Origin of the sequence: Erythrobacter sp. MTPC3 (assembly GCF_042854385.1) — a bacterium.
GTDB lineage: Bacteria > Pseudomonadota > Alphaproteobacteria > Sphingomonadales > Sphingomonadaceae > Erythrobacter.
Window position 1 is genome coordinate 208,153 of record NZ_BTGP01000001.1, and the last position, 16,974, is coordinate 225,126.

Sequence of the window (16,974 nt, forward strand, 5' to 3'; positions counted from 1 at the left end):
TTAGAATTATGCGCTGCCCGCCACATGGTCAACGAGGTTCGCGAGTTGTCCCAATCCGCGATATTCCATTCCTGCCGTTCCGGTCTTCGCATCCTTTGGCCCAAAACCCTTGGTGAAGCCGAGCTTGGCAGCCTCTTTCAATCGCAAATCGGTGTGCGCAACAGGCCTGATTTCACCGGCGAGCGAGACTTCGCCAAACCATGCGGCCTTATCCGGGAGCGGCTTGTCAGCCAGCGCCGATACGAGCGCAGCTGCCACGGCAAGGTCGGCGGCAGGATCGGCCAAACGGTAACCACCCGCGATGTTGAGATACACTTCGGCCGAGCTGAAATTCAGCCCGCAGCGCGATTCCAGCACCGCCAGCAGCATCGCCAGCCTGCCATTATCCCAGCCTACAACAGCGCGGCGCGGCGTCGCACCTGATTGCAATCGCACGATAAGTGCCTGAATTTCAACAAGGACCGGTCGCGTGCCCTCCAGCGCAGGGAACACCGCGCTCCCGGCGAGCGGTTGGTCGCGGCCCGACAAGAACAGCATCGAAGGGTTCGACACTTCCTCCAGCCCCTCGGTCGCCATCGAGAACACACCGATTTCATCGACCGCGCCGAACCGGTTTTTGAGCGCACGCAGAATCCGGTATTGGTGGCTGCGCTCTCCTTCAAAGCTCATCACCACATCGACCATATGTTCGAGCACGCGCGGGCCCGCGATACTGCCATCTTTGGTGACATGCCCGACGAGAAACATCGCGACGCCGTTTTCCTTGGCATAGCGGATAAGTTCCAGCGCGCAGCCGCGCACCTGACTGACAGTGCCCGGTGCGCCTTCGATTGTGTCGGAGTGCATGGTCTGGATCGAATCGATCACCAGCAAGGCAGGCGGCTCCCCCTTCCCCAAGGTTGTCAGAATATCGCGCACCGAAGTTTCCGAGGCGAGCCGGATCGGCGCATCGACCACGCCCAGCCTGCTCGCGCGCAGCCGCACCTGACCCGCGGCCTCTTCCCCGCTTACGTAAACAACGTCATTGCCGCCGCGCGCGATAGTCGCTGCGGTCTGGAGCAAGAGGGTTGATTTACCGATGCCCGGATCACCGCCCATCAGCACCGCTGATCCCGGAACCAGACCGCCGCCCAGCGCGCGGTCAAATTCCGCTAGCCCGGTTGACTTGCGCACCGGCAATTCCGTCGGCTGGTTAAGCGCGACGAACTCGATGCCCCTGCCGCCGCTCGATAAATCATGCTTTTGCGAAAACACCGTCGCCGGCGCATCTTCGACCAGCGTGTTCCACTCCTTGCAATCGGGGCATTGCCCCTGCCAGCGCGGCGACACGCTGCCGCAGGACTGACATACAAACCGCTTTTTGCTTTTAGCCATGCCCGGCCAATATCGAGAACATTTGCAGAACGCAATTGCAAAGCCCGATTATCCCCGTCACAAGCCGAAACATGCGGCAAAAGGAATTGCGACTGGCTTTGGTATGTTACGGCGGGGTCAGCCTGGCCGTGTATATGCACGGGGTCACGAAAGAGGTCTGGCATCTGGCAAGGGCAAGCCGGAATTTTCATTCTGCCGGCAGCGATCCGATTGGCGGTGTCGCAGGCGTATACTGCGAATTTCTGCGCCAGATAGAGCAAGATCACCAGCTGCGCGTTCGCGTGCTGCCCGACATCCTGACCGGTGCAAGTGCGGGCGGCATCAATGCCATATTCCTCGCAAAGGCGATCCATTCTGGCGCTTCACTGGAACCGCTGACTGATCTGTGGCTGGAAAACGCCGACGTCAGTCAGCTGACCGATCCCAATGCCGAACCGATGTGGCGTTACGCCAAGATATGGGCGCAGCCGATCGCCGAATGGTTTTTGAGCAGGCCCGGCAACGCTGTCAGCGAAAGCGTATCGCCAGAAACGCGCGCAGAGGTGCGGACCAAGGTTTCGCGCCTTGTCCGGGGGCGCTGGTTCAATCCGCCTTTTTCGGGCGACCGTTTTTCCGAGATGCTGTTTGATGCGCTGCGCAGCATGGCGGTTTCTGACACCGGGCCGCCGCTGCTGCCCGATAACCACCCGATAGACCTGTTCGTGACCGCGACCGATTTTCGCGGGCGCAAGGAAATGCTGCGCCTGAATTCTCCGCCGATTGTCGAGGAAACCGAACACCGGATGCCAATCGGCTTTCAGGCGAAAGTATCCGGGCGCGCGGAAAGCCAATTGGCCGATCCGCTAGAGCTAGTCCTCGCCGCCCGCGCGACGGCCAGTTTTCCCGGTGCCTTCCCGCCGCTCAAACTCGACGAAATCGACAGGCTAGCAGAGGAAAAAGGCCACCACTGGAAAACACGCAGGGCATTCCTTTCGAATGTCATGCCCGTGCACGTTCGCAGCGAGAATGTGGAAAATGTCGCCTTGATCGACGGCTCTGTTCTGGTGAACGCACCATTCGGGGCCGCGCTCAACGCGCTTAGTGGACGGACATCGCAGCGCGAAGTGGACCGCCGGTTCGTTTATATCGACCCGCGTCCTGACCGCACTGGAAAGGTGGGCCAGGCGCAGGACCGGGATATCGGGTTCTTCGCCGCGATTTTCGGTTCGATCTCTACCATCCCTAGAGAACAGCCGATCCGTGACGACCTGGAACGCATTGAACAATTGTCGCGTGATGCAGAGCGGATGCAGCGCATCGTGATGGGCTTGCGGCCCGAGATCGACCGCGCAGTGGAACAATTGTTTGGCCGCACTTTTTTCCTTGATCACCCGACCACCAAACGCCTCGCAAAATGGCGCCGGAAAGCGCAGCAGACCGCCGCTGAGCGCGCAGGCTATGCGTTCGCCGCATACGCCCAGACGAAATTTACCGGCATCATAGACCGTCTTGCGGAGCTGACGCATAAAGGCGCACCCGAACTTCCGCTTGCCGATGAAGGGCTGATTGCGGCTGTATTGCGCCGGGAACTGGCCGCACAGGGTCTTCACCAACTGACCGAAGACGGCGCCGGTGCTAGCGAGGATGCCATCGCGTTTTACCGCGCGCATGACGTCGGTTTCAGGATACGCCGCCTGCAATTGCTGGCGCGGCGGCTATCGCGTGATTGGGAACGCGACCCCGAAATACCGGACGATGCGCTCGATCTGGCGCGCGCGAAGATTTACGACATTCTCTCGCTTTATTACGATGCGGATGATGACACTCTGCTCGACGGGGAGTTTGGCGATTTGGCGCATCGCGTGCTCGAAGATCCGGGTGCAGTGCTCGATTATCTGGAGCAGACCCGACTGCTGCCCGAAACCGACGCAAAGGCGGAGGAGATGCTGGCAGAGGCGCTGGAGGCCATGCCAAGCAATCTTAAGCGGCGGATGCTCCTGACCTATCTGGGCTTTCCATTCTACGATGTCGCCACCCTGCCGCTGGTGCAAAGCGACCGGTTGGCAGAATACAATCCGGTCAAAATCGACCGAATATCCCCCGATGACGCCCTAACCATCCGCGCCGGGGGAACCACCGCAACGCTGCGCGGCATCGAATTTTACAATTTCGGCGCGTTTTTCAGCCGCGCTTACCGCGAAAACGATTACATCTGGGGCCGCTTGCACGGAGCGGAACGTATGATCGATTTCCTCGCCTCCACAGTAGATGGTAGCGTGCCAGAACCGACGGTTCGAGGCTACAAACGCTTAGCATTTCTGGCAATTCTGGACGAGGAACTAGAAGCGGCACGCTGCGCGCCTGACCTGCTGCAGAGATTGCGCGCCGAAGTGATTGATCGGCTCGGCCAGTCCTGATTATTCGTTCATGCTGTTCCAAATCGCGGTGACGAAGGCGTCGGCATCAATAAAGCCGCCCTCCCCGCGATCAATATCGTCCAGCAGCTTGGCCGCAATCACGCGCTCCAACGTGGCGCCCTCGCTCGCGCTTTCGGCCTCAACGCGCTGCACCGCTTCACCGATCATCGCGCGGTAGGCGACGAGCTCGGCTTTATTCGACATCGGTCCGTGGCCCGGGATCACCTTCGTCTTATCATCGATCATGGCGATCACCAGGTCGAGCGAATCCATGGCGTTGTAGACACTTCCGCCTGAATTCGTGTCGATGAACGGATAGCCGGGGATGTTGAAATACAGATCGCCCATATGAACGATGTTCTTGTTTTCCCAGAACACCACGCTGTCGCCGTCCGTATGACCACCGCCGAGGAACATCAGGTTGATAGTGTCGTCATTGAGATGGAACCGCATCCCCTGTCCGTAAGTGACCACGGGCAAAGCGATGTCCGGCGCGGGCGGTGTGTTGTTTCCGGCTGCCATGCCGCCTTCGGCCATGCGAATACGAACGTTGTCATGCGCAAAAATGGTCGCCCCGGTCCCGCCGAAATGCTCATTTCCGCCCGTATGGTCAAAATGCCAATGCGTGTTCACGACGTATTTGACAGGCGATGCGCCGAGCGACGCGATAGCCGCTTCGATCTTGCCGGACAGCGGGGCGAACTGATCGTCAATAATGACCGTCGCATCGTCCCCGTGGCTGACCCCGATATTCCCGCCCGCGCCAAACAGCACAGCGACACCGGTTGCGATTTCCTCGGCTGTGACTTCAACCTGGCTGAAATCGCGCTGCGCGCTGGTAGGAGCCGCCACAAGAGCGGTGGATGCAAGAGCGACAGCGAATGCGGCGAAACGGTTCATGACTTGGTCTCCTGTTAAGGAGATAGCCTACCCCGCGCGCGCCTGACTGTCGAGCAGCCTAGGCTCCGAATGCATCTTTCAGTTTTGAGAAGAAGCCCTTGCTTTCAGGGCATTCATCACCGGTTTCCGTGTCACGAAATTGCTGGAGGATGTCTTTTTGCTGACGCGAGAGTTTCGTCGGCGTTTCAACCGCGATTTCAACCACCAGATCCCCGCGACCGCGCCCTTGCAGGACAGGCATGCCTGCGCCGCGAACGCGCAATTGCTTGCCCGACTGGATTCCAGCCGGAATATCAACTGTGTTGGTGGAGCCGTCGAGGTCGGGTATATCGACGCTGCCGCCGAGTGCTGCGGTCGTAAAACTGACGGGGATGCGCGCCGCCAGCGTCGTTCCCTCGCGCATGAACACTTCGTGATCGCGCACATGGATGAAAATGTAGAGATCGCCTGAAGGCGCGCCGCGCTGGCCTGCCTCGCCCTTGCCAGACAGGCGAATGCGCGTGCCGGTATCGACGCCTGGCGGGATTTCCACGCTTAGCGCCTGTGGTTGGTCCACGCGGCCTTCTCCGCGGCAATCGCCGCACGGGTCTTCGATTACAGAGCCGCGTCCGCCGCAAGTCGGGCATGGCCGCTCGACGACGAACAGCCCCTGTTTTGCGCGAACCGCACCCTGCCCGTGGCAAAGGTTGCACTGGCGCTCGCCTGTGCCCGGTGTTGCGCCTGAGCCATCGCAAGTCTCGCAGCTTTGCGAAACCTCAATCTCTATTTCGGTGGATTTGCCGTCAAATGCCTCTTCGAGCGTGACCTGCATGTCGTAACGCAGATCCGCGCCGCGCCGTTGTTGCTGGCGCGCGGAGCCGCCGCCGCCAAAGGCGCTGCCGAAGATGGTTTCGAAAATGTCGCCGATATCGCCAAAGTCGCCCTGATGGCCACGGCCTCCGCCAAAGCCGCCGCCACCGCCGCCATTCATGCCTTGAGTGAAGGCTTCGTGACCGAACCGGTCATAGGCTGCGCGTTTCTGCGGGTCCTTGAGGCATTCATATGCCTCATTACAGGCTTTGAAACGGGCTTCTGCCCCGGCATCGCCCGGATTGCGATCCGGGTGAAACTTCATTGCGAGTTTGCGATAGGCGCTTTTGAGAGTCGCGCCGTCTGCATCGCGCGAAACCTCAAGCGTCTGGTAATAATCGAGCTGTGTAGCGGCCATAGAAATCTGCGTCCCAAAGGTAATCACCACCGGCGCAAGAAACGCCGATGGTGATATTCCGTTAAGTCAGGACAATCAGTCCTTCTTGTCTTCGTCTACCTCGGAGAACTCGGCATCGACGACTTCTTCGTCGGCCGGTTCTTCGGCTGCGGTGTCTGCGCCTGCGTCACCACCTTCAGGAGCGGCATTGGCCTGATCCTGTTCGTAGATCTGCTGACCCATCTTCATCGCGGCCTGCGTCAGGGCTTCCGCCTTGGCACTGATTTCATCGCCGTCGTCGCCTTCAAGCGCGGTCTTGGTCGCGGCGAGCGCTTCCTCGACTTCGGTCTTGGTTGCGGCATCGACCTTGTCGCCGTGCTCTTCAAGCTGCTTTTCGGTCGCATGGACGAGGCTGTCGGCCTGGTTGCGCGCTTCTGCGGCAGCCCGGCGCTTCTTGTCCTCTTCGGCGAACTTTTCAGCATCCTGCACCATCTGGTCGATATCGCTATCGTTCAAACCGCCCGATGCCTGGATCTTGATCGTCTGTTCTTTGCCGGTGCCTTTATCCTTGGCAGCGACCGACACGATACCGTTGGCATCGATGTCGAACGTCACTTCGATCTGCGGCACGCCGCGCGGCGCTGGAGGAATTCCGACCAGGTCGAAATTGCCGAGCAGCTTGTTATCGGCGGCCATTTCACGCTCGCCCTGATAAACCTTGATCGTCACCGCATTCTGGTTGTCTTCGGCGGTCGAATAGGTCTGCGTCTTCTTTGTCGGGATCGTCGTGTTGCGATCGATCATGCGAGTGAAGACACCGCCCAGCGTTTCAATACCCAGTGAAAGCGGGGTCACGTCGAGCAACAGAACGTCTTTGACATCGCCCTGCAGAACGCCGGCCTGAATGGCGGCACCCATCGCAACGACTTCATCCGGGTTCACGCCGGTGTGCGGTTTGGCTTCGAAGAACTTTTCAACGACTTCGCGAACCTTCGGCATGCGGGTCATGCCGCCTACCAGGATCACTTCGTCGATCTCGTCCTTGGTCACGCCGGCATCGGCCAGCGCTTTCTTGCACGGCTCAAGCGTACGGTTGATCAGGTCGCCGACCATCTTTTCAAGGTCCGAGCGGCTGACAGTCTCAACTAGGTGCAGAGGCGTGGACGACCCGCCTTCCATACGCGCGGTGATGAACGGCAGGTTCACCTCTGTCGTCGCGGAGCTGGAAAGTTCGATCTTTGCTTTTTCGGCGGCCTCTTTCAGACGCTGAAGAGCGAGCTTGTCGGTCTTCAGATCCATGTTTTCCTTCTTGTTGAAGGCTGCCGCGAGGTGTTCGACAATCGCGTTGTCGAAATCTTCACCGCCCAGGAATGTGTCGCCGTTGGTTGACTTCACTTCAAACACACCGTCGCCGATTTCCAGCACGGACACGTCGAACGTACCGCCGCCAAGGTCATAGACAGCGATGGTTTTGCCATCTTCCTTGTCCATGCCGTAAGCAAGCGCCGCGGCGGTTGGCTCGTTGATGATGCGCAGCACTTCAAGACCGGCGATCTGGCCAGCGTCCTTGGTCGCCTGACGCTGGGCGTCGTTGAAGTACGCAGGAACGGTGATAACCGCCTGCGTTACGTCCTCGCCAAGGTAACTCTCAGCGGTTTCTTTCATCTTTTGCAGAATGAAAGCGGAAATCTGGCTGGGCGAATATTCATCGCCGCCTGCCTCGACCCATGCATCGCCGTTCTTGCCCTTGACGATGTCATAGGGGACGAGCTCCATGTCTTTCTTGGTCAGCGGATCGTCGAAACGGCGACCGATCAAACGCTTGATCGCGAAAAGAGTGTTGTCCGGATTGGTGACCGCCTGGCGCTTTGCCGGCTGGCCGATCAGTCGCTCACCATCCTTGGTGAATGCAACGATGGAAGGCGTGGTACGCGCGCCTTCGGAATTTTCGATAACCTTTGGTTTGCCGCCATCCATCACTGCAACGCAGGAGTTGGTGGTGCCGAGGTCGATACCGATTACTTTACCCATTATTTCCCCATCCTATCATGGTCGTTAGACACCGCCTTCGTGCGTTTCCCCGATGGAACATCCTTTGGGCGAAACACCTCGGCGGCTCGAATATGAGGCGGATATAGGTGCGGTTTTGCTTGGCACAAGGACCAGCCCGCACTAGTTTTCATGTCGTACAACGAGGGGACACAAACGTGAACAGGACAACACCGATGGGCCGCAGAATGAAGAATATCGCCATGGCCGCCGCCTTGGCCAGCGCAGCCGCGCTGACGGCCTGCAGCGGTGAAGCAGAGGCACCCGTCGCTGTCGAAGGCGAAGTTCCCGGCATGAGCATCGACAATGCCCGGATGGTGCTGAACGCGGTCGAAGGAAATCCAGCAGCGGTCTATTTTGACCTTACCTATTCCGGCGACCGCGGCCTTACCATTCGCAAGGCCGAAGTCGCAGGCGCTGGCAGCACCACGCTGCACGATTTCGGCGAATACGATTTCAAGGTGCAGATGATGGAGGCATTGCCGATCGCCATTTCCAACGGCAGCGAAGTCGCTTTTGAACCGGGCGGCCTGCATGTTATGGCATTTGAACCTTCGGCCGATCTTAAAGCGGGCGGCACTGCGGAAGTCACGCTGACCGTATCGGGCGGCGGCACGCACACTTTCAAAGCCGATATCGTCCCGGCTGGGGACCCGCGCAGCCTTCCGGCAGAAGACGAAGCCGGGGACGAAAGCTGAGCGAAAGCGCGCTTTCAGCGGCGGGACCACCCACACTGCCAGCCTGCCCGGTGGGCGGTGAGCGTCACCTGACGCCGGGCGAGGTCACACTCGCCCGGACCGTTTATGGCGATGCCATCGATTATTCCGGCGTAAAACTGAGACGGCGCAAATTCTTTCCCTTCCAGCCAAAGCGCGTCACGATGGCCCCGCGCGGGCATCTGCATTTTCACCCGAGCGGCAGCGCATATTGCGACGATTTTTCGGCCACAAACCTCGCCCGGCAGGGGTTGCTAATCCACGAACTGGCGCATGTATGGCAAACACAAACACGCGGTGAATGGTATCTCATTCTTAACCGGCATCCGTTTTGCAGATACGATTACGCGCTTAAACCCGGCCAGCCATTCCGCACCTATGGCATCGAACAGCAAGCTGAAATCGTGAAGCACGCATTCTGGCTGCGGCACGGTGCGAAAGTGGCGGGCGTTGCCGACAAGGCAGCCTATGACATGCTCGTCAAATTCGACGGCGCGACTCTTTAAAAAAGGACAAGCAATGATTTCGATCGAGCAGCATGATGGCGCGCATATCGTCACGATGGATGATGGCAAGGTGAACGCGCTGAACAAGGAGAAGCTGGACGCGCTCACCGGCGCCTTGGCACAGTGCGCCGAAGGACAGGCACCGGTTGTAATCCGCGGACGCAAGGGCATTTTTTCAGCGGGATTTGACCTCAAAGGCTTCGGCGCCGGCCCTGAAACCGCGACCGCGCAATTGCAGGCTGGGAAAGACGCAATCCTGGCGATCCTGCGCCATCCTGCCCCCGTCATCACCGTTTGCGAAGGACACGCCTATCCGATGGGCGCTTTTCTAATGCTTGCCGCAGATAATGCCATCGGGACCGAAGGCGAATTTGTCACCGGAATGAATGAAAGCGCGATTGGCATGGCGCTGCCGATCTATCCCATGATCCTGGGTGCAGACCGCCTGACACCAGCTGGTCGAAAGGCTGTTTCAACCTCGAAAATGTTCAGCCCGCACGCAGCGCGCGAAGTCGGCTATTTCGATACAGTTGTCGCTCCCGGCGATGTCGAGAATACGCTGACACAAACCATTGGCCACATGAAAACGCTGAACGCAGGTGCATTCAACGCCAACAAATCAGCGATGAATCGGCAGTTGATCGACGATATCGAAGCCAGCCCGCTTCCCGATTTTGGCTGATCAGTCCGGCTTTTTCGCCACGCCTACCATTGCGGGGCGCAGCAGGCGGTCCTTAATCATCCAGCCAGACTGCATTTCCTGCACGATGGTGCCCGGTTCCTGTTCTTCGGTGGGGACTTCCATCATCGCCTGATGCTGGTTCGGGTCGAGCGGCAGGCCCATGGCAGCAATCCGTTCGATGCCGTGTTGCTTGAACACTTTTTCAAGCTCGCGCTGGGTCGCCTCAATACCGATGACGAGATTTTTCATCTTCTCGTCTTCGCGCAGGCTTTCAGGGATCGTCTGGATCGCGCGCGAAAGGTTGTCGGCCACGCTCAGGATATCGCGGGCAAAGCCGGTTGCGGCATAGTTGCGCGCGTCCTTAACGTCTTTCTCCGCCCGGCGGCGCACGTTCTGCGTGTCAGCCTTGGCATAAAGCACTTCCTGTTTCGCCTCGTCCAGGTCGCGGCGCAGAGCCTCCAGCGCCTCCGTCATGTCGGCGTCAGCTTCAGGAGCTTCCAGCTCGTCATCATCGGTCAGGAACTCTTCAGGCACGCCTTTCAGTTCCGCTTTGACGTCCTCATTAGCCGCATCATCCTGCGGTTTGTTGTTGTCACTCATGTGCTTCAAGTTTTCCATTTAAACGATGAGCTTGTCCAATGAACGGCCAAGCGATCTTGCAGTTAAATCAACCATGGGGACGACCCGCGCGTAATTCAACCGCGTGGGACCGATCACCCCTAGCACTCCGACGACGCGGCCTTCGCGGTCGCGATACGGAGATGCGATGACAGAAGAGCCCGATAGGCCGAACAATCGGTTTTCGCTACCGATAAAGATGCGCGTCGCATCCGCTTCCTTTGCCGATTCCAATAAAGCTGAAACCGATTGCTTGTTTTCAAGATCGTCGAGCAGCGATCGCACACGGTCGATATCGCCCAGCGCCGCTTCGTCCAGCAGGTTGGCCGCACCGCGCACGATCAGGACGGGACGCTGGTCGGCATCCTCGCTCCAGACGGCCAACCCGCGCTCCACCAGATCGCGGCTTGCATCGTCGAGATCGCTTTTTCCGGCGGAAATTTCCTGGCGCATCATCTGCGCAGCTTCGCCCAGCGTCCGCCCGGCAAGGCGCGCGGTCACGTAATTGCTCGCCGCTTCCAGCGAACCGGCGGCGGCTGGATCGTCGAGTTCGAGGACGCGGTTTTCAACCCCGCCATCCTCGCCCACCAAAACCGCAAGCGCCCGGCCCTGTCCCAGCGGCACCAGGCTGAACTGCGCAAGGCGCTGCTCGCGGGTCGGAACCATCACCATGCCCGCAGCGCCGGAAAGATCGGAGAGCAGCGCGCTCGCCTGCTGCAAAGCCTGTTCCACCGGGCCGCCTTCGGATAGCCGCGCCTCGATCTGGGCGCGTTCCTCGCTCGTCGGTTCGGCAACGCGCATCATGCCATCTACGAAAATGCGCAGGCCTGTATCGGTCGGCATCCGGCCTGCGCTGGTATGCGGTGCAGCAAGCAGCCCCAGCCCCTCCAATTCGGCGAGGACCGCGCGGATTGATGCCGATGAAAGATTTAGCGCGCTGTCCGAGGCCAGCGTCTTGGAACCCACTGGCTGGCCGCTTTCGATATAGCCTTCGACAACCCGGCGAAATATCTCGCGGGCACGTTCGGTCATTTCAGTGATCGGGGGAGAGGCCATATACGACATTTAGCGTGCCAAACGCATTCGCCAAGCCTTGCAGCGCAGCGTTATCCCAGCCACACCGCGCGGCAAGATACGAATCGACCCCATTCAGGAGCTTTTTCATGCGGCCATCAGGACGCGCGCCAGACGAAATGCGCGCCATTACAATCGAAACCGGATACACCAAACATGCAGAAGGTTCCTGCCTCATCGGGTTTGGCGATACCAAGGTACTGTGCACTGCCAGCGTCGAAGAGCGCATTCCGCCATGGCTTCGCGGTAAAGGCGAAGGCTGGGTTACCGGTGAATATTCAATGCTCCCCCGCGCAACGCACACACGCGGCAGCCGCGAAGCCGCGCGCGGCAAGCAATCAGGTAGAACACAGGAAATTCAGCGGCTTATTGGGCGTTCTTTGCGCGCGGTAGTCGACCTGAAAAAGCTCGGCGAGCGTCAGATAACGCTCGATTGCGACGTTATTCAGGCGGATGGCGGCACGCGCACCGCTTCGATCTCAGGCGCATGGATTGCCTTGCGCCTCGCCGTGAACGGCCTGATGGCAAGCGGCGCGATCAAAGATGATCCAATCACCGGTCAGGTCGCCGCGATTTCCTGCGGTATCTATCAGGGCACGCCAGTGCTCGACCTTGATTATGATGAAGATTCGAACGCCGACGCGGATGCCAACTTCGTCCTGATTTCGGGCGGCCAGATTGCAGAGGCGCAGGCCACGGCAGAAGGCGCCACGTATGATGAAGAAGGGCTGCTGCGCCTGCTGCGTCTTGCGAAAATCGGCTGTGACGGGGTATTTGCCAAACAACTGGACGCGGTAAAATGACACGGAGGCTGGGCGGCGGGTCGCTGGTGATTGCGACCCATAATTCGGGCAAGCTGAAAGAAATTTCGGCACTGCTCGATCCATATGGGATGAAGTGCATCTCTGCCGGGTCGCTCGGCCTTCCTGAACCGGCTGAGACCGGCAAAACTTTCGTTGAGAACGCGCTGATTAAGGCGCGGGCGGCGGCTGAGGCTTCGGGCCTTGCCGCGCTCGCCGATGACAGCGGCCTCAGCGTCGATGCGCTGGATGGCCGGCCAGGCGTATACACTGCCGATTGGGCGGAACGCCAATGGTTCGAAGGCGATCCGGGGCGTGACTGGTATATGGCGATGGGCAAAGTCGAAGGGCTGCTGCAACAGATCGGCAACGATGCGGATCGCAGTGCCGCGTTTCATTGTGTGCTTGCGATTGCATGGCCCGATGGCGAACACGCCGTTTACGAAGGCACATGCCCCGGCAACCTCACATGGCCCCCGCGCGGCGAGCTAGGGTTTGGCTACGATCCTGTTTTCATTCCCGAAAACGCAAATCTGACATTCGCGGAAATCGATCCGGCTGAAAAACACGCCATCAGCCACCGCGCCGATGCGTTTGCGAAACTTGTCGCGGATCAATTCGGAAAGTGATGCTTTATTTCCTGCAGGATCAATAGACGTATCGCCCCATGATATTCCCTGCCGATGAATAGCGGCACACCAGCACGTCGCGGCCATTCCCGCTTGCCACACCGCAGCCCAGCTTTGCCGTGTCACGCCAGATGACCTGCGTGTAATGGCCCACGTCCTGCCAATTGCCCGTCTTGCTGACATTAGGGAATGCGGCGTGACGGTAATCCTGTTTTTCTTCGATCCATCCGCTGGCCATCTCTTCATAAGAATATGCGCCTTGCGTGCCAGCCCACAGATTTTCGCCCTGCCCGGGCCGGTCGCTTTTCGCACTGTGCCGAAACCGCCCGGTCGCGGCGAGCTTTTGCGCATATGCAAGCGCCTGCGCGCTAAGCGCGGCATCTAATCTTAGCGGAGGCGCTCCAACATCAGCGCGGGCGGCATTGTGTTCGCGCAGCAGGACGCCAAGCATTTCTTGCTGACGCGGAGTCCCTGTTCCGGTCCGTCGATGCGTCATCGGGGCTGTCGCGGCAGCTACCGTATTCGCGCTGATGCTGCTGGTAGGGGTATTCGCCCATGCGCCTCCAGTGACGGCGGGCGCGCCTGCGATTGCAATGATCATTGCGCCTGACATGCGCGGCAACTTGTCGCGGAATTTCATATGATCCTGCTTAAATCTTGTTATCCACTCTGATCTATCTGAGCAGGATTAACGCCGGTTTAGCAAACCATCTCGGCGCATGGTGCGCACCGTCCATGGCTCAGCGGTTTTATGATTAAGACTGATTGTCCGATTGGCTTTTTCAGGTGCGCAGCGCATATGACGATGCGATGGCGCGCGCTCTTTATATCCATTGGCCTTTCTGTGCGAAAAAGTGCCCCTATTGCGATTTTAACTCGCATATCCGCGAACAGGTCGAGTTGGCCGCGTGGCAGGACGCCCTGCTCGCCGATATGCGCGCTGAGGCGGCGGCGGCTGGCGGGGAACCGCTAACATCAATTTTTTTTGGAGGCGGCACTCCTTCGCTCATGCCACCTGCTCTTGTCGAGACGTTATTGGCCGAGGCTGAGCGGCTTTGGACTTTCGATCCAGAAATCGAAATCACGCTGGAGGCGAACCCGTCTTCGGTTGAGGCAGCGAAGTTTGCAGATCTTGCCGCAGCCGGAGTGAACCGCGTTTCGCTTGGCGTGCAATCGCTTGATGACGATGCCCTGCAATGGCTCGGCCGGCTCCACGGCGCAGACGAGGCGATCGCAGCAGTCGAAACGGCGCAGCGCAGTTTTGACAGGGTCAGTTTCGACCTGATCTATGCCCTGCCTGATCAATCCCCTGACCATTGGCGCGCGCAGCTGGACCGCGCCATCAGCTTTGGCACGTCGCACCTTTCGCTTTACCAGCTTACGATTGAGCCAGGCACACGGTTTGCCACCGATGTGCGGCGCGGGCTCTTTACACCGCTTGATAATGATGCCGCGGCAGAGCTGTTTGCGATCACGCAGGATGTGACGGGCGCTGCCGCAATGCCTGCTTATGAAACCAGCAATCACGCGCGGATGGGACAAGAGAGCAGGCATAATCTGACCTATTGGCGGTATCAGGATTACGCCGGGATTGGCCCGGGCGCGCATGGACGGCGCGGCGGGTTCGCCACGGTGCGCCACAAAAAGCCGGAAAATTTCCTGACCGCCGTTTCCCAGCGCGGTCATGGCATTAGCGAACAGCGCCTGCTCGCGCCCAGCGATCAGGCCAGCGAAGCGTTGCTGATGGGTCTGCGCCTTGCCGAGGGGGTGGATTTGTCTGCGCTTCAATCGCGGTTCGGGTTTGAGCGGACCGAATTGATCGATGAAGCGAAACTGGCGCAATATATTGGCCACGGTCTGGTGTGGGAGAAGGGTTCTCGCATCGGCGTTCGCCCCGATGGCCGCGCGGTGCTCGACGGGCTGCTGGCTGAAATTGTCGCCGATGCTTTGGTTGCCGCATGAGCCGCGCCGATTTGCTTGAGGCATGGCGAGCGCATCTCACCGACAACCAGCGCCGCTCTCCGCACACGGTCAGGGCTTACATCGCGGCTGCCGGGAGGCTGGCGACCTCACGCGGCCTTGTGAGCTTTGGCGAAATCGCTGCGCTTGAGGCGCATGATCTGCGCGCGCACCTCGCCGCGCGCCGGGCCGAGGGAATCGCCAATTCGAGCGCGGCGCGCGAACTTTCTGCGCTTAAAGCCTTCATTGCCTTCGCCCGCAGCGAAACCGGCGATCCCGATCCCGCCGCGCCCCGGCTGCGCGGACCACGGCTTAAGAAAGGACTGCCCCGGCCCATTACCCCGGACGAGGCGGTGAACATCACCGACCTGATTGATGGTACCGCAGCAGAAGACTGGATCGGCGCACGCGACCGCGCCGTCCTGCTGCTGATGTATGGGAGCGGGCTGCGTATTGCTGAGGCACTGTCGATCCAGGGCCGCGACGTGCCAATGGGCGATACGCTGCAAGTGACAGGAAAAGGCGGCAAGCAGCGGATCGTGCCCATCCTTCCGATCACTTCGCAGGCCGTCAGCGAATATATTGATGCCTGTCCCTACCCGCTCTCGGCCAGAGAGGCCTTGTTCAGGGGTGCAAAGGGCGGCGCGCTATCACCAGGCATGGTTCAGAAAGCGATGGCAAAAGCGCGCCGCGCGCTCGGACTGCCCGACACCGCAACGCCGCATGCCCTTCGCCACAGTTTTGCGACGCATCTTTTGAGTGCAGGCGCGGATCTGCGCAGCTTGCAGGAATTGCTGGGCCACGCATCGCTAGGCTCCACGCAGATCTATACGAAGGTCGATGCGGCGAGCTTGCTTGAAAATTATCGCAGCGCCCATCCCCGCGCCAAGAAAAGCTGAAAGCGCTCTTTTTGCGAGCGCGGATTGAGCGTTGTTAGCTAAAAAAATGGCCCCGTCCTAAGACGGGGCCAGTTGGAAAGAACAAAGATAAGTCTCCGTGTCCTTCGGGTCGCAACGCCTAAATAGCGCGCCCACATGTCGATCGTGTGAACGGAGAGGGAAAAGATTGGGTTAACAGCTCTTTCACCATCGTCCTCGGATAAGATAGGCATCCCGGGGGGCTTCCACGCAATTTAGCTAATCCGCGCCTCGATAGCGTCCCAGATCATGCCAGCCGTGTCAGTCCCGTTAAATTTATCGATGGCGACAATGCCGGTTGGCGAAGTCACATTGATTTCGGTCAGCCATTTGCCGCCAATCACGTCGATCCCCACAAATGTAAGGCCGAGCCGCTTGAGGTCAGGCCCCATCGCTTCGCAGATTTCCTGCTCCCGATCCGTCAGGCCGCTTGCCTCCGCACTGCCGCCCATTGCGAGATTGGAGCGGAACTCTCCCTCGCCCGGTATCCGGTTGATCGCGCCTGCAATCTCTCCGTCGATCAGAACGATGCGTTTGTCGCCCTCGGCCACTTCGGGAAGGAACGGCTGGACCATATGCGGTTCGGGCCATGTCTGATTGAACACCTCAAACAGCGCGGTAAGGTTTTCGCCATTTTCCGGCACGCGAAAAATCGCTTTGCCGCCATTGCCGTGGATTGGTTTAACAACGACGGCGCCGTGTTCCTCCATGAACCGCTTAACCTCGTCGCTGGAGCGGGTGATGAGCGTGGGCGGCATGAAACGGCGATAATCCAGCACCATCACCTTTTCAGGCGCATTGCGGACATTGGCCGGATCGTTGACGACCAGTGTCTCGCCCTGAATACGCTCAAGCAGGTGTGTTGCGGTGATATAGCCCATGTGGAACGGAGGGTCCTGCCGCATCAGGACGACATCGATATCCCTGCCCAGATCGAGCCGCTGTGCGTCACCTTTGGAAAAGTGATCCCCTTCGACGCGCTGAACCTTCACTGGATGACACTCGGCAAACAGCCTGTCATCGGCATCCAGCGTCAGGCTTTCGACATGATATTCAAACACCGAATACCCGCGCTCCTGCGCCGCCAGCATCAGGGCAAAGGAGGAATCTCCGGCGATATTGATATCTTCGATCGGGTCCATCTGGACCGCTACGCGCAAGGTCATGC

The 16,974-nt window shown here is 59.4% G+C and carries 16 protein-coding genes; 8 read left to right on the top strand and 8 right to left on the bottom strand.

Translation table 11 applies throughout. The features are described 5' to 3' along the window. Positions 1-6: 6 nt before the first annotated feature. A complete protein-coding gene (gene radA, locus ACGHU1_RS01010) occupies positions 7-1,374 on the bottom strand; it encodes a DNA repair protein RadA (RefSeq protein WP_390582570.1) in 1,368 nt (455 codons plus the stop codon). Positions 1,375-1,445: 71 nt separating this feature from the next. On the opposite strand from radA, the gene ACGHU1_RS01015 reads away from it, so the two are divergent. Continuing rightward, complete coding sequence (locus ACGHU1_RS01015; RefSeq protein ID WP_390582572.1) at positions 1,446-3,770, top strand: patatin-like protein; 2,325 nt, start codon at positions 1,446-1,448, stop codon at positions 3,768-3,770. On the opposite strand, the gene ACGHU1_RS01020 is transcribed toward ACGHU1_RS01015, so the two are convergent. From ACGHU1_RS01020 to dnaK, 3 genes are all read right to left on the bottom strand, one after another. Next, complete coding sequence (locus ACGHU1_RS01020) at positions 3,771-4,670, bottom strand: MBL fold metallo-hydrolase (RefSeq protein ID WP_390582574.1); 900 nt, start codon at positions 4,668-4,670, stop codon at positions 3,771-3,773. Between the two features lie 58 nt (positions 4,671-4,728). Further along, the gene (gene dnaJ / locus ACGHU1_RS01025) at positions 4,729-5,877 is read right to left on the bottom strand and encodes a molecular chaperone DnaJ (RefSeq protein WP_390582576.1); all 1,149 of its coding nucleotides are present in this window, start codon (positions 5,875-5,877) and stop codon (positions 4,729-4,731) included. Between the two features lie 75 nt (positions 5,878-5,952). Continuing rightward, a complete protein-coding gene (gene dnaK, locus ACGHU1_RS01030) occupies positions 5,953-7,887 on the bottom strand; it encodes a molecular chaperone DnaK (RefSeq protein ID WP_390582578.1) in 1,935 nt (644 codons plus the stop codon). Between the two features lie 176 nt (positions 7,888-8,063). Between dnaK and ACGHU1_RS01035 the strand changes: the two genes are divergently transcribed. Genes ACGHU1_RS01035 through ACGHU1_RS01045 form a run of 3 tightly spaced genes read left to right on the top strand, consistent with a single transcriptional unit; the run spans position 8,064 to position 9,809 of the window. After that, positions 8,064-8,603: a copper chaperone PCu(A)C gene (locus ACGHU1_RS01035; protein ID WP_390582580.1), complete on the top strand. Its 540-nt coding sequence runs from the start codon at positions 8,064-8,066 to the stop codon at positions 8,601-8,603. A 50-nt stretch (positions 8,604-8,653) separates the two neighbouring features. Then, positions 8,654-9,127: a vgr related protein gene (locus ACGHU1_RS01040; protein WP_390582582.1), complete on the top strand. Its 474-nt coding sequence runs from the start codon at positions 8,654-8,656 to the stop codon at positions 9,125-9,127. Between the two features lie 13 nt (positions 9,128-9,140). Then, positions 9,141-9,809 (top strand): crotonase/enoyl-CoA hydratase family protein, encoded by a 669-nt coding sequence (locus tag ACGHU1_RS01045; RefSeq protein ID WP_390582584.1) that lies wholly within the window; start codon positions 9,141-9,143, stop codon positions 9,807-9,809. Here the strand turns inward: ACGHU1_RS01045 and grpE are convergent, their stop codons facing one another. Next, positions 9,810-10,409 (bottom strand): nucleotide exchange factor GrpE, encoded by a 600-nt coding sequence (gene grpE / locus ACGHU1_RS01050; RefSeq protein ID WP_390582586.1) that lies wholly within the window; start codon positions 10,407-10,409, stop codon positions 9,810-9,812. Between the two features lie 18 nt (positions 10,410-10,427). Then, positions 10,428-11,483 (bottom strand): heat-inducible transcriptional repressor HrcA, encoded by a 1,056-nt coding sequence (gene hrcA, locus ACGHU1_RS01055; protein ID WP_390583161.1) that lies wholly within the window; start codon positions 11,481-11,483, stop codon positions 10,428-10,430. A gap of 107 nt (positions 11,484-11,590) precedes the next feature. Between hrcA and rph the strand changes: the two genes are divergently transcribed. Both rph and rdgB read left to right on the top strand, forming a co-directional pair. Further along, positions 11,591-12,304: a ribonuclease PH gene (gene rph / locus ACGHU1_RS01060; protein WP_390582587.1), complete on the top strand. Its 714-nt coding sequence runs from the start codon at positions 11,591-11,593 to the stop codon at positions 12,302-12,304. Continuing rightward, positions 12,301-12,930: an RdgB/HAM1 family non-canonical purine NTP pyrophosphatase gene (gene rdgB, locus ACGHU1_RS01065; protein WP_390582589.1), complete on the top strand. Its 630-nt coding sequence runs from the start codon at positions 12,301-12,303 to the stop codon at positions 12,928-12,930. Before rph ends, rdgB begins: the two co-directional genes overlap by 4 nt. Positions 12,931-12,949: 19 nt before the next feature. Here rdgB and ACGHU1_RS01070 read toward each other — a convergent pair whose 3' ends face one another. After that, positions 12,950-13,570 (bottom strand): CAP domain-containing protein, encoded by a 621-nt coding sequence (locus ACGHU1_RS01070; protein WP_390582591.1) that lies wholly within the window; start codon positions 13,568-13,570, stop codon positions 12,950-12,952. Between the two features lie 170 nt (positions 13,571-13,740). Here ACGHU1_RS01070 and hemW point away from each other — a divergent pair, with 170 nt between their 5' ends. Together hemW and ACGHU1_RS01080 are read left to right on the top strand one after the other, a co-directional pair. Next, the gene (gene hemW, locus ACGHU1_RS01075; protein ID WP_390583163.1) at positions 13,741-14,892 is read left to right on the top strand and encodes a radical SAM family heme chaperone HemW; all 1,152 of its coding nucleotides are present in this window, start codon (positions 13,741-13,743) and stop codon (positions 14,890-14,892) included. Further along, positions 14,889-15,788, top strand: a complete 900-nt coding sequence (locus tag ACGHU1_RS01080; RefSeq protein ID WP_390582593.1) for a tyrosine recombinase XerC — start codon at positions 14,889-14,891, stop codon at positions 15,786-15,788. Before hemW ends, ACGHU1_RS01080 begins: the two co-directional genes overlap by 4 nt. 233 nt (positions 15,789-16,021) lie before the next feature. On the opposite strand, the gene gshB is transcribed toward ACGHU1_RS01080, so the two are convergent. After that, positions 16,022-16,972 (bottom strand): glutathione synthase, encoded by a 951-nt coding sequence (gshB, locus tag ACGHU1_RS01085; protein ID WP_390582595.1) that lies wholly within the window; start codon positions 16,970-16,972, stop codon positions 16,022-16,024. Between the last annotated feature and the right edge of the window lie 2 nt (positions 16,973-16,974).